A 12,457-nucleotide genomic window follows, 5' to 3' on the forward strand; every position below is an offset into this window, starting at 1 on the left:
GCAACCAGAGACTGGATAGATGGTGTAAGTCCAGGCACTTCGTTCATGAATTACGTCAACAAGCACTCTTTGAATCCAATGAAGTGGATAAGCGATGCCAGCTTATCAACATGGGTGGTACCGCGGAGAACTCCTTCGTCCCTGTTATAGGGAACGAATGGAGTTTTTTTTGTACGCAAAAGTCGAGGAGGACACCGCCATGTTTCACATTCAATCGTTACTCAAGCCCACATTCTTAGAGTCCATTTCATTGATTCTCTTGATTGTTGGGATGATTAGTGCAAGTATTATCGGATTTGGAGCTGTACCACATTTACCGATTTTGGCATCCATTTTGCTTCTCATTGGATATGGACTGCTCAAAAAGATTTCCTACAAAGATCTCCAAGACGGAATGACAGAAGGTTCCGGTGCAGGAATGGGCGCAGTATTTTTGTTCTTCTTCATTGGCATGCTCATTAGCAGCTGGATGATGAGTGGAACCATTCCAAGTTTGATCAATGCTGGTTTTCTGCTCATTACCCCATCTTACTTTTATGCAATTGCGTTCACCGTAACAGCAATTATCGGTATATCGATCGGTAGTTCGTTGACAACTGTTGCTACGGTAGGCGTAGCATTGCTCAGTATGTCAGGCGTCCTCGGTCTATCACCAGCGATTGCTGCAGGCGCTATCGTTTCAGGTGCATTCTTTGGAGATAAGATGTCTCCTTTATCTGATACGACGAACTTGGCATCATCCATCGTTGGCGTGGATCTGTTCGTCCACATTCGCAATATGATGTGGACGACGGTTCCGGCATTTGTCCTGTCCTTTGGGATCTTTGCGATACTTTCTCCATCGGAGGGGGATGCGAAATTAGATACAATCCAATCATTTCGTGAAGCACTGGCAGAAACCGGTCTGGTTCACTGGATATCATTTCTGCCGTTAGTCATACTAATTGTATTAACGCTGATGAAAGTTCCTGCACTATTGACACTTGCTGCAAGCACAGCTTCAGCAGTCGTGATCGGCTGTGCGTTACACGTATACAGCGTTTCTCAAGTATTTGGAATTCTATTCGAGGGATTCAAATCGGAGACAGGTGTAGAAGCTGTAGATAGTTTACTAAGTCGCGGTGGAATTAGCAGTATGTTCTTTACAATCACACTTGTCATCTTAGCTCTTACGATGGGGGGATTGCTGTTTAAGTTAGGGATCGTCCAAACATTACTTTCCAAAGTCGAACAATCCTTACGTTCAGCAAGTTCTGTAATCGGGGCTTCAGCGTTAACGGCGATTAGCATTAATGTCCTTATTGGTGAACAATACTTATCAATCCTGCTAACAGGTCAAGCATTCCAAGGGCAGTTTAAAAAGTTAGGTCTTGCGAGTAAAAACTTGAGCCGCGTGATGGAAGATGCAGGGACCGTCGTCAATCCGCTCGTTCCATGGAGTGTATGCGGGATATTCATTTCGGGTGTTCTTGGCGTGCCTGTAGGCGATTACTTCGGATTTGCCTTCTTCTGTTTGTTCTCACCGATCTTGACAGTTTTGTTCAGCCTGTTTGGTAAAACATTGACGTATGAAGACTCAGCAAAAGAACCCCATTCTTAACATACAAAAGCAGTGGCCCGAAAAACATGGGCCACTGCTTTTGTTCATTTCAATGCAAACTTCTCTTTATAATTGGTTGCGTCTTTTAATGCTTGTTCTTCTTGAGGGATTCGGACTGACATCATCCAGGCATTCAGCAACGTGAAGACAATGGCTGTGATATAGGCGCCGAATATCATAGGCAGGACGAGGATTTCTGTCGCAACAATAACATAGTTAGGATGTCGGATGAATTTATAAGGCCCTTTCATGACAACATCCGCACCAGGTAGAATGATAATCTTGGTATTCCAATACTTTCCGAGGGAGGCGAGACACCAAACACGCAGCACTTGTGTGAGTAGGAATATCGTCAATAACACAGCCCAGATTGGAGACAGTGCAGGTTTTCGAATGAGTACTTCGAGTAGTAAGGAGACAAAGAAAGCCGTATGCAGAAGTACAATTGCCGGATAGTGACGTGCACCAGCTTCGAAGGCACCTTGGGATTTCATTCGTTTCTCGTTGTTTTTAGCAATGACTAATTCTGCAAGTCGTTGAAGGATGACAATTGAAATTACAATCCAGAAGAACAATTTAGCCACCTCATTCCCATTTCAACAGTTGAAGTTCTCCGCAAAATCCTGGCCCCAGTGCAGCAAGTACACCGTATTCTCCTTTTGAAGGCTTCGCTTCCATGAATTCTTTCAAAACATAAAGGACCGTTGGAGACGACATGTTTCCGTTCATCCGTAATACATTCCTTGAAATCTCCGTCATTGAACTGTTGAAGTTAAGCGCTTCTTCATACGCTTCTAACACCTTTTTTCCTCCAGGGTGGGCGACAAAATGGGAAATATCTTGGTCTGTCAGGTCATACTTGTTTAAAAATTGGTGGACAAACGGACCGAGCCAATCGCTAATGATGACTGGAATGCTTTTAGAGAAAACAACGTACAAACCGCTATTTTTCACATCCCATCCCATGACATCTTCAGAATCAGGCATTAGCTTGGATGTCGTTGCAACAATTGAAGGTCGTACCTGCTTGGAGCGTAATTTAGAATGGTCACCAGCAACTAAAGCACAGGCAACTCCGTCTGAAAATAACGAGACCCCAACAAGATTACTCTTAGAATAATCATCTTTCTGGAACGTGAGGCTGCATAGCTCAATCGCAAGGACGAGTACATTTGCTTCCGGATAAGCCATACAGAATTCGTTGGCCCGACTTAACCCTGAAGCACCGCCCGCACACCCAAGGCCCCAAAGGGGAATGCGTTTTACATCATCTCGGAAGGGGAGATTATTCATAATGCGTGCATCAATACTAGGGGTTGCAATGCCTGTACTTGAGACAAAAATAATGGCATCGATATCTTTGTAGTCGACTTTTTGATCTAACATAGCAGATTCTAGACACGCAGTGACTGCGGCAGTTCCATACTCAATCGCACGTGTTATGTACAACTCGTTACGTTCTTCGAAATCGTGGGCTTGCCCATACCACTCGAGCGGCATGCAGACATTACGCTGTTCGATATCGCCATTTTGAAACACAGTTAACAGCCGTTCAATATCTTTGAAACGTCCACTGAAAACGGAACGTGATAGTTCAACAGCTTCTTCTTGTTTAATAAGATTTGGTGGTAAATGAGTGCTCACGGATAGAATTTGGGGCATGCGCGGACCTCCTATTGTCGTTAGTTCACTAATTTCCTAAAACAAGTAAATGTAAACGTTATCAAGCAATAAACAAGTAAAACATATAAGAGTCTTGTACACTTGATTCAATAAGACTTACCTGCAAATTAAAAACGTTGTGGGTGTCGGTCTGACCAAATCAAACAAAAGGAGAGGATTATCATGAAGCTTATTGAAACGCCAAGCCAACTAAACAGTAAAGCGAAATCGGTAGAGCAAGTATGTGCAATTCCAAATGCCAACGTACTGAATATTCAACTGCGTGCCGGAGAGGAAGTAGCCGAGCATGACTCAGACAAAGAAGTTCTGATCATCGTTAAAAAAGGAAAAGTTCGATTTACAGTGGAAGGCACTCCGGTTACGGTTTCAGAAGAAAATATCCTTCACATGGCACCTTATGAAAAACATAGTTTGTTTGCAGAAACCGATACCGATATTTGTGTCTTCCAAATTACACCGTAACGAAATTAGGATATGCAGCGAACATGTGTAATATGAGTACAAGCTATAACGAAATGCATAATCATTTACTGCGATAGGAGTTTCGTTAGACTGCTTTGAAACGCTTCGTTCTGTTCAACGGAGCGTTTTTTAGGTCCTTTCAAACGTCCGCCCGCTTGACGCACCTTTTGTGCAAAGTGGCGGGAATACAGTAGCTGATCAATGTTTGCATCTGTATACCATCTTCCATTTTGGTCAATCGGACGTCCCCCTTTAGCAAGTGCCATCGCAGCAAGACCATAATCTTGCGTGACGACAACATCGTCTGATTGGATCTTGTTGACTAGTACAAAATCCACCGCATCTGCCCCTTTTGAAACTACGATGGTTTCTGCTCCATCACGCACCATTTCATGTGCAGTGTCACAAATCAGGAAACAAGGGATTTCATAGGACTTAGCAGTACGAATCGTAATGTCAACGACTGGACATCCATCCGCATCGACTAATATTTTCATCATTCTATCACCCCACTTAATTAGAGCGTATCACAGCCACCTGTTAAAAATCATTTTTTCAAGACTATGGATGTTTGTTTCATCTACTCTAGGGAATACTTATAGAAAAATATGGTGACTGAAGAGAGGAGAGGGAATGTGAATACCCCAGAAAATAGTCAGATGACTGTGGAAGAAGCGGAAAAGTATGGTCGTCAAATGGATGCAAAAAACCGTGCATTAGAGAAAACACATTATTTGGATGAAACCCCCGTGAAGCAAGGGAAAGTGTCACAGCCTCTATCAGAAGAAGAAATCAAGAAGCGCACAGGTTCTGGAAACTTTGAAAATGCTCAGGACTCCGGATCAATGGGCTCCATTAACAGCTAAACCATTCCTGTACTCGGAATGGTTTTTTTGTGCTTTCAATTATTCGAATCCTCTATTTTCACATGGTACACTAGTGAAGGTTGACTAGTTACATAACGAACTTATAGAAGAATGGGGAGAACGAATATGACAGAAGTGAAGTTGCTATTTACGCAAGACGCTGCAATTCAACAAAATGAGGATTTAAAAACGTTTATTAAGCAATTACAAGCGGGGTCAGGAGCTTCAGTCTATTCAGAAGGACGTCAGTGGTATGTGATGGCTGAGAAAGTTGGGAAAACAGGTTGTCTGGAAACGGTTCGTGCTATGGCCGGTACTGCAGCTAGAGAATTGAGCCGCGGTAAAGTATCTTCGGCAACATTGGATGTTCATGCGCTCAATAATGGTTTTCCAGACGTATCCCCAGAAGAAGCAGTCACTGCATTTGTAGAAGGTTGGCATTTAGGAGCCTATCAGTTCCTGACATACAAATCTAAATCTGAACCATTCTGCACGAAATTGACAATTGAAGGTGCATCTGAAAAAGCAGTTCAAACCGGTGAACAACGGGCGGAAGCTGTCTCTTATTCACGTGATCTTATGAACGAATTGTCGGATGTATTGAATCCAGAATCCTATCCGGAACGTTTGAAAGACGTGTTTAAAGATACAGATGCAACAGTTATCGTTCACGACAAGGCAAAACTGGAAGAGATGAAGATGAATGGCGTTCTCACTGTAGGACGAGGCAGTCGCTATGCTCCTTCTTTCGTAGAAGTTTCCTACAGCAAAAATCCATCAAAACCGCTCGTTGCGCTTGTAGGTAAAGGTGTCACGTTCGATACAGGCGGTATTAGTTTAAAAAGCGGTAAAGATTTAAGTGATATGCGTATGGATATGGGTGGATCAGCAGCAGTTGCAGGGGCAATGAAGCTGCTCGTAGAAAGTGGAGCTGATGTCAACGTTGTGGCGTTGATCCCCATGGTTGAAAATACGCCGGATAATACGGCTGTACTTCCAGGAGAAGTCATTCAGTACAAAAATGGGCACACCGTGCAGGTCGGCAATACGGATGCAGAGGGCCGTTTGATTTTAGCTGATGGACTGCTTCGGGCTGGTGAACTAAAAGCAGACTATGTAGTGGACATTGCAACTTTGACTGGATCTATTGAAAATGCACTAGGTTCTGAACTCGCTGGTGTTTTCGGAGATGAAGAACTCGCAAGCAAGATGAAAGCAATCGGAGCGAAAAATGGAGATGCAGTTTGGCCAATGCCGTTAGTCGATGCTTATGACGAAACGCTGCAAAGTGATTATGCAGATTTCAATAACATCAGCTCCCTCAGCTTTGCCGGATCGATTACCGCGGCACTTTTCTTACGCCGTTTCGTATCTAAAGATTCACGCTGGTTACACGTGGATATGGCAGGAATGATGCAAAAAACATCAAACTCAGGCTACTATCCAAAGACAGCAACAGGCTATGGCGCGCGTTTGCTGGCGGATTTCGTCTCAGAGATTTCAAAGTAAGTACAATTAGAAGTTTGGCCGAAACGCATTGCTTAAAGCAATGCGTTTTTACTTTCTCTAGTTATTTAAGAGAGTGCAGAAGAGGATAGTTGCGGCGTCATCTATATAGGAAAAATTAAATTAAATTCTTTAAAGAATGGTAATAATAGCTAATTTGTCTGCGGAAAAATGTTACAATGAAACTAATGGTAGAAAAATCTGATTTAATTGAAAGAATAGAAACTATAAGGGGGAATTAATAATGGGAAGCAAGGGGTTATATTTAATCGATAAAAAAGAAGGTATGAATGGGGAGTTTGGCAAGTTAGTTTCCATGATGGATTATACAAGAATGACCACAGTAGCAGAAGTGAAAAACTTAACGGCAGAACAACTGGATTTCTTAGTGAATGAAGATGCAAATTCCATTGGTATGCTGCTAGAGCATATGAATTCTGTTGAAAAGGCCTATCAGATCGATACATTTGAGAAACGTGAATACACGGAAGAGGACATTCAGGTGCTTAATCCCGGGCTGGAACTGGGGGAAGCAGCAAGGCAGCAGATTAAAGGGAATCCTATTGAATTCTATTTAGAGCAATTGGAACAAACCAGAGAAAAGACAATCGAGACGTTCAGCAAATTACCGGACACTTGGCTATTCGAACAAGCTCCATTTTGGGACGGGGAACCCGCAAACAACTATTTCAAATGGTTTCATGTCATGGAGGATGAATTGAACCACCGGGGGCAAATTAGACTTATTAAGAAAATTATGCGCATGACCTCAAGTGTTATCTAACTCGGAATTATTCATTATTGCCCAAACACTATTCTTTGAATCGAACCTTGTATTAAAAAAGCGATGAATGATAAGTAGCAAATAACTGACGCTAAATACGGCTGCTTTCCAACCCATTCCAAGCAACGGAGCATATTATTATAAAAGCTTCATCTTCAATCTGGCCATTTACTTACATAAACTACTAGTGAAATCATTCTTGGGAGAGCTATAAAACTTAAGAAGGCGGAGATCCATAGTGAAAATGAAATTCCCGCTTATTGAAACGGATAGATTGATTTTAAGAGAGGTACAAAATGAGGATTCAAATGATATGTTCACATATTTATCTGACAAAGATGTTGTGAAACATATGGGTTTAGAACCTTTTCAGACAGAGAAAGAGGTGCTCGAAGAAATAGAATGGTACCAAAAGATCTATAAAGATGGTACAGGAATTAGATGGGGGATTACAAACAAGGATGATGGAAGGGTTATAGGAAGTTGTGGTTTTCTAAATATGCAGTCCAGGCATTCTAAAACTGAAATCGGTTATGAATTAAGCAAAGAGTATTAGGGAAAAGGTATTGCGAGCGAAGTATTGGAAGCGGTAATTAAATATGGGTTTCAACACTTGCAATTAGAACGAATTGAAGCATTAGTCGAACCTGCTAATTCAGCATCATTGAAATTGTTGGATAAAAAAGGATTTAAAAAAGAAGGGTTATTAAGACATTATGAATTTACTTGTGGTAAATTCGATGATTTATATATGTATTCAATTCTAAGAGGCGACATTGTCACTACTTCAAGAATTTGAACTTGAATCACAGCCATGATCTAAAATAGAGCCAGATTAGGTTGTGGAATTTTTAGGGAGTGAGTAATTCTATGAACGAAAATAAGAATAGAAAGCTACTTTTAATTTTAAGTATTATAAGTGTTATAGCTATCTCATTCGTCCCTAACATTGGATTCAGAATCGAGGAAGGTTCTCGTTTTCTTGGATTTCCGGCGGAGTGGTTAGGTCTATACAAGTATGGTGGTTTTAGTTTTAAGTGGCTGGGTTTTTTGTTTAATTGTGTATTCTTTTATTTAATTTTTAGGTTGTTGATTAAAGTGTTGATTGGTTTGAACCATCTGAAAATTAATAAATCTAATAACAACCTTGAAGAATGAACGAAGTATGTTCAATTATAAAGGCAATTACTTTGTAAGCGATTGAGTCTATACCGCCATTAGGTTAGTTTGAAAAGTATAATATCGATCTAGAAGGGATTGGATCAAGAAATGGATATACGGAAGCCAACGGATTTGGAACTTAAAAAGGTTTTAGCTCTTTCTCCTAAAGCAATTTTTGATGGTACATTGGGCGAAGTAAGTCCGACTGATGAAAAAATTGACCAACTAGTGAAACCTTTGCTCGAGAACGGAAGCTATTACTTAATTGCTGTAGAAAACGAAAGGATACTGGGGTGGATCCTGTTAGGAGTGAATAAAGATCAGTTTACTGATATATTGAATGGATTTCTCTATGAACTCTTTGTCATTAAAGAATTTAGAGGAAATGGAATCTCCAAAAAGCTAATCGAAGAAGCTATTGAACATTTACGACAAGATGGATACACAGAAGTGCGCCTTAGTGCTTTTTCAGGTAATAAAGCTATTAAATTGTACGAAAAAATGGGTTTTAAGATCAGGACAGTTACTATGAACTTGCAGTTATAAAATGTATTCTACAGCGAACGGGTTTAACGGTAATCCAAATTCGGGGGCAATTCTAGAACATAAATTCCCAAACATTCAACAAAAGGGCTAAATTGATCGTTAAAGTATAGACGAGGAAATTGTAGTGGGTTTTTTTATAGGTTTTTCTATTAAAATAATTTCCCTATGGACAATCTACACTCAACTAAGAAAAGGTACAACGCAAAATGAAGAAATTAAAGAGTTATTGAAGAATTGACTGATAACAACAGATGAAAGCTTACATAATCGGAGGTATTTCTCGCATAAGGTATGTGCTGAAATATGGCCAATCACCTTCTTATCATTCTTTATGTAATTTTAATTTTGGTATTTATTTTTCTTGAAAGAAGCTTGATACTCTTCCATAGATTGGAGTACGAAAAAGAACCAGCAGTCTCGGATTTTAGAATTCGAATGAACAAGTATCTAGCGCTTTTGGGTATCCTGCTTCTATCTACATTGCTATGTCGATATTGCAGGAGTCCGCTTGTTACTGCTACTTGTATTAATTGACTATACAATTGGTGCTCTGCTAAAACTACTGCCTTAGTAAAAAACTTGAGCCTAATACAGCTCCGCATGGGGTGCGGAATTTTTAAAAATATTGAAAGGAGCATGAAGGTTAAATGAAAAAGTATTTTCTTTTTATACTACTCACTGCGGTGTTACTTTTAACTGCTTGTTCTACAGGTGATAAAGAAAAAGCAGAAGGCTACTCAGGAGTCATTGGCAGTGGAGCAGCTATGGGCTATCAGTACATTGTGGTTAAAGAAGGGGAAACAATCTCTTGGGATCTTCGTTATAAAAGAGAACATATACTCCTGGAAGAGAATTCGGAAAATGAAAAGGATCTAGAGAAGTTCATGAACAGTGTCAACAACAGCCAATTAGAACTGGCCACATTGGTGATAGCACTCTCTTATTTACTAGTAGTAGTTATAATTACATCTATCTTATACAAGAAAAAGAGAGAGTTGCTGAAAGGCATCAGTATCATGACTATTGTGCTTGCAAGTTCACTTGCATGTTATTTTGCGTTTGAAGCAGCAATTAAGTTAAGTCGTTTTTTGCACGATGCGAAATATTATTACTACTTATTAGTGAGTTAAATCACGAGTTCTACAAAGAGAACTGAATCATTTAGCCCGACATAGGACACTCAAAATCTATAGAGGTGTCCTTTTTTTAGATAGAAAATATAAAAAGATTGATGTTTTCCTGTATCCACATTGTATACTAGAGGCATTGCACTTTTACTTAACACTACGATTATAAAAAGGGAGTACATATGGATTCTATAACAAAACTAGTGAAAAATCCGTGGTTTCTAGGCTGTCTGGTTATTATTTTTATGGCTGTCGTCATGTGGAACATTCCAATCGAGAAAAGAAAATATGGACTCTCTCAAGGGAGTTTAGTTACAGACTACACGGGACTTCTTCCCGAACACATAGAACGCGTCGTTACAGCGGAAAATCGAAACGATCTGCAAAGAATTGTAAAACAAGCAAACGAGAACGGACAGAAGATCTCGATTGCTGGATTACAACATTCGCAGGGAGGTCACACCTATTACAAAAATGGTGTTGTTCTCGATATGAGGACATTCAACCGAATACTGGATATTGATGAACAGGAAAAAACGATACGTGTGGAAGCGGGCGCAACCTGGGAAGATGTTCAAGAAGCAATACAGCCTCACGGGTTAGCCTTGAAAGTGACTCAATCCCAATCCATTTTTACAATAGGCGGCTCTCTTTCGGTAAACGCGCACGGGCGTGATATCCGATTCGGCTCGATGGCAGAAACCGTAAAAGAAATAACGTTATTAACTCCTGAAGGCGAAATAAAGAAAGTAAATCGGGATGACTCCGATGAATGGATGAAATACGTGTTTGGCGGATATGGACTGTTCGGAGTGATTTTAGATGTGAGGCTTGAACTGACCGATAATGACTTGTACACAATCCATACAGAAAAATTGAAAACAAACGAATACGCGTCTTATTTTAATCGAGTTTTAAAACAACCAGATACAGCGATGCACTATGCGAGAGTGAGCGTCGCACCAAGCTCATTTTTAGATGAAATGGTTGTTATTAATTACGATCACACAGAAAACACAGATCATAAATCGGTTCTGAAAAAAGAAGAAGGTGTTCGTATATCCAAGATGGCGCTTGACGCAGGACGCAAAGGGGGAACTTTAGAAAACCTGTTCTGGGCAGCTCAAAAGCGATACATTGCTTCACTCAATCGAAAAGAAATTACCCGGAATAATGCGATGCGTTCAGAATCCACGTTCATGGAATACACCAAGCCGGGGCGAGTTGAAGTCTTGCAAGAGTTTTTTGTCCCGGTCGATTCCTATGATGAATACTTAACTGATTTAAAGGACATTATCCCGGCTAATGATAAAAGACATGATTTTAAAGTTCATAATATAACCGTTCGATACGCCGCTAAAGATAACTTTACAACGTTGAACTATGCCAAAGAGGACATGTTAGGTTTAGTTGTTTTGATCCAGCATGGATTAAAAGAAGAAGATATTACGAATGCTGAATCATTAATTCAAAGTTGGACTAATTTAACACTTGAGCATGGAGGAACTTATTATTTGCCGTATTACCGATATCAGACAAAAGAACAATTTAAAAGTTCCTATCCTAATTGGCAAGACTTTCAGGAAGAAAAGTTACGGAAGGATCCGAATCATGTCTTCCAAAATATGTTCTATGAGTATTACGTAAAGTGAAGGTGCGCATTATGAAGTTTAACAGTACTAGGTATTTGCCGCTTGTTGTCACAGTTGGGCAAGTTGTAATTTTCCCTTATTATATAATTTGGCTGAAGCAAGTATCGTTAACATTCACGTTGTTTGCCTGGTTCTTTGCAGCTTTTTCTTTTGCGGCTGCTTGGGGATATCGGATCTATCAGACCAAAAAGAATAAGGAGCGCTCTCTGCTATTTATGATTTTTGTAGGCATGGGAGTCGTGTACATCGTGATCGGATTCATTAAAAATTCGTATGAATACCTTCCATACGTTGTACTGCCATTGCAGGTCATACTTGGAGTATTGCAGGGGTACTTCCGAGCCTGGCACTCTGAACAGGACACGTACCATTTACACGCGGTTCACCATTATATGATTGTCGGCTTCATGATGATCGGTTTTAGCTTTGTTAAAATTATTTCGCCAGTGGTCTTTATTACGATTTTTGGCGCTTTATTGTGTATCTGTGGGGTATGGGAGTTTTTCAGAATAGGAAAATTAAGTGTCCCTAAAAAAGTGTAAACGTGTGAGGACCCATATTTTCTCCATGTAAAAGAAAGGAGAGATTTTAATGACTAACCATAAGATCTATACGATGAGCTTTGCAAAAGTCTATCCACTGTATGTGAATAAGGCAAAGAGAAAAGGTCGTTTAAAAGAAGAAGTAGATGAAATCATTTGCTGGATGACTGGATTTAACCAACAAGAACTAGAGAAGGAACTGGAGAATCAGACAGACTTTGAGACATTCCTCGCTCATGCACCACAGCTTAATCCATCACGTACATTGATCAAAGGCGTTGTGTGCGGAGTCAGAGTAGAAGATATCGAAGAACCGACAATGCGGGAAATTCGTTACTTAGATAAGCTGATTGATGAATTGGCAAAAGGGAAAGCGATGGAGAAAATTTTACGTAACTAATTGAGCATTCTATATAAAAGTCCATTTTGATACTTTATCAAAGTGGGTTTTTATTTTATTGAATCCAGGGTGAAAAATAGAATCGCCTTACAACTTGAAGTAGTAGTTTTTAATTTTCTCGGTGTGAT

Annotated in this window: 13 protein-coding genes and 1 pseudogene; 11 read left to right on the top strand and 3 right to left on the bottom strand. The window is 40.1% G+C overall.

Going from position 1 to position 12,457, the window contains the following annotated elements; genetic code table 11:
• Window positions 1–199: 199 nt before the first annotated feature.
• Entirely contained in the window at window positions 200–1,600 is a 1,401-nt protein-coding gene (gene nhaC, locus DVB69_RS11835; RefSeq protein ID WP_116019315.1) for a Na+/H+ antiporter NhaC, read from the top strand.
• A 44-nt stretch (window positions 1,601–1,644) separates the two neighbouring features.
• Here nhaC and DVB69_RS11840 read toward each other — a convergent pair whose 3' ends face one another.
• Together DVB69_RS11840 and DVB69_RS11845 are read right to left on the bottom strand one after the other, a co-directional pair.
• The gene (locus tag DVB69_RS11840; RefSeq protein WP_116019316.1) at window positions 1,645–2,175 is read right to left on the bottom strand and encodes an isoprenylcysteine carboxyl methyltransferase family protein; all 531 of its coding nucleotides are present in this window, start codon (window positions 2,173–2,175) and stop codon (window positions 1,645–1,647) included.
• A 10-nt stretch (window positions 2,176–2,185) separates the two neighbouring features.
• Window positions 2,186–3,262 (bottom strand): type III polyketide synthase, encoded by a 1,077-nt coding sequence (locus DVB69_RS11845; protein ID WP_116019317.1) that lies wholly within the window; start codon window positions 3,260–3,262, stop codon window positions 2,186–2,188.
• Window positions 3,263–3,445: 183 nt separating this feature from the next.
• Here DVB69_RS11845 and DVB69_RS11850 point away from each other — a divergent pair, with 183 nt between their 5' ends.
• A complete protein-coding gene (locus DVB69_RS11850) occupies window positions 3,446–3,745 on the top strand; it encodes an AraC family ligand binding domain-containing protein (RefSeq protein WP_116019318.1) in 300 nt (99 codons plus the stop codon).
• 65 nt (window positions 3,746–3,810) lie between these two features.
• Here DVB69_RS11850 and DVB69_RS11855 read toward each other — a convergent pair whose 3' ends face one another.
• A complete protein-coding gene (locus DVB69_RS11855) occupies window positions 3,811–4,245 on the bottom strand; it encodes a YaiI/YqxD family protein (protein ID WP_116019319.1) in 435 nt (144 codons plus the stop codon).
• Between the two features lie 135 nt (window positions 4,246–4,380).
• On the opposite strand from DVB69_RS11855, the gene DVB69_RS11860 reads away from it, so the two are divergent.
• The 9 genes and pseudogenes from DVB69_RS11860 (at window position 4,381) to DVB69_RS11905 (ending at window position 12,329) form a co-directional block, all read left to right on the top strand.
• Window positions 4,381–4,611 (top strand): hypothetical protein, encoded by a 231-nt coding sequence (locus DVB69_RS11860; RefSeq protein WP_116019320.1) that lies wholly within the window; start codon window positions 4,381–4,383, stop codon window positions 4,609–4,611.
• Window positions 4,612–4,737: 126 nt separating this feature from the next.
• The gene (locus DVB69_RS11865; RefSeq protein ID WP_116019321.1) at window positions 4,738–6,120 is read left to right on the top strand and encodes a leucyl aminopeptidase family protein; all 1,383 of its coding nucleotides are present in this window, start codon (window positions 4,738–4,740) and stop codon (window positions 6,118–6,120) included.
• A gap of 241 nt (window positions 6,121–6,361) precedes the next feature.
• A complete protein-coding gene (locus DVB69_RS11870; RefSeq protein WP_233505389.1) occupies window positions 6,362–6,901 on the top strand; it encodes a DinB family protein in 540 nt (179 codons plus the stop codon).
• A 244-nt stretch (window positions 6,902–7,145) separates the two neighbouring features.
• Window positions 7,146–7,700, top strand: a pseudogene (locus tag DVB69_RS11875) (GNAT family N-acetyltransferase).
• A 470-nt stretch (window positions 7,701–8,170) separates the two neighbouring features.
• Window positions 8,171–8,608: a GNAT family N-acetyltransferase gene (locus DVB69_RS11885; RefSeq protein ID WP_116019550.1), complete on the top strand. Its 438-nt coding sequence runs from the start codon at window positions 8,171–8,173 to the stop codon at window positions 8,606–8,608.
• Between the two features lie 647 nt (window positions 8,609–9,255).
• Entirely contained in the window at window positions 9,256–9,738 is a 483-nt protein-coding gene (locus DVB69_RS11890) for a lipoprotein (protein ID WP_116019323.1), read from the top strand.
• A 179-nt stretch (window positions 9,739–9,917) separates the two neighbouring features.
• Entirely contained in the window at window positions 9,918–11,387 is a 1,470-nt protein-coding gene (locus tag DVB69_RS11895) for an FAD-binding oxidoreductase (RefSeq protein ID WP_116019324.1), read from the top strand.
• 11 nt (window positions 11,388–11,398) lie between these two features.
• Window positions 11,399–11,929 (top strand): hypothetical protein, encoded by a 531-nt coding sequence (locus DVB69_RS11900; RefSeq protein WP_116019325.1) that lies wholly within the window; start codon window positions 11,399–11,401, stop codon window positions 11,927–11,929.
• Between the two features lie 49 nt (window positions 11,930–11,978).
• Complete coding sequence (locus DVB69_RS11905) at window positions 11,979–12,329, top strand: DUF2200 domain-containing protein (protein ID WP_116019326.1); 351 nt, start codon at window positions 11,979–11,981, stop codon at window positions 12,327–12,329.
• Window positions 12,330–12,457: the final 128 nt, after the last annotated feature.

It is taken from the genome of Sporosarcina sp. BI001-red (genome assembly GCF_003384035.1).
Taxonomy (GTDB): domain Bacteria; phylum Bacillota; class Bacilli; order Bacillales_A; family Planococcaceae; genus Sporosarcina.

What these genes read in the sequence shown, in the direction of transcription:
- nhaC (WP_116019315.1), top strand. Translation starts at nt 200, where the DNA reads ATGTTTCACATTCAATCGTTACTCAAGCCCACATTCTTAGAGTCCATT.
- DVB69_RS11845 (WP_116019317.1), bottom strand. Translation starts at nt 3,262, where the DNA reads ATGCCCCAAATTCTATCCGTGAGCACTCATTTACCACCAAATCTTATT.
- DVB69_RS11850 (WP_116019318.1), top strand. Translation starts at nt 3,446, where the DNA reads ATGAAGCTTATTGAAACGCCAAGCCAACTAAACAGTAAAGCGAAATCG.
- DVB69_RS11855 (WP_116019319.1), bottom strand. Translation starts at nt 4,245, where the DNA reads ATGATGAAAATATTAGTCGATGCGGATGGATGTCCAGTCGTTGACATT.
- DVB69_RS11865 (WP_116019321.1), top strand. Translation starts at nt 4,738, where the DNA reads ATGACAGAAGTGAAGTTGCTATTTACGCAAGACGCTGCAATTCAACAA.
- DVB69_RS11870 (WP_233505389.1), top strand. Translation starts at nt 6,362, where the DNA reads ATGGGAAGCAAGGGGTTATATTTAATCGATAAAAAAGAAGGTATGAAT.
- DVB69_RS11885 (WP_116019550.1), top strand. Translation starts at nt 8,171, where the DNA reads ATGGATATACGGAAGCCAACGGATTTGGAACTTAAAAAGGTTTTAGCT.
- DVB69_RS11890 (WP_116019323.1), top strand. Translation starts at nt 9,256, where the DNA reads ATGAAAAAGTATTTTCTTTTTATACTACTCACTGCGGTGTTACTTTTA.
- DVB69_RS11895 (WP_116019324.1), top strand. Translation starts at nt 9,918, where the DNA reads ATGGATTCTATAACAAAACTAGTGAAAAATCCGTGGTTTCTAGGCTGT.
- DVB69_RS11900 (WP_116019325.1), top strand. Translation starts at nt 11,399, where the DNA reads ATGAAGTTTAACAGTACTAGGTATTTGCCGCTTGTTGTCACAGTTGGG.
- DVB69_RS11905 (WP_116019326.1), top strand. Translation starts at nt 11,979, where the DNA reads ATGACTAACCATAAGATCTATACGATGAGCTTTGCAAAAGTCTATCCA.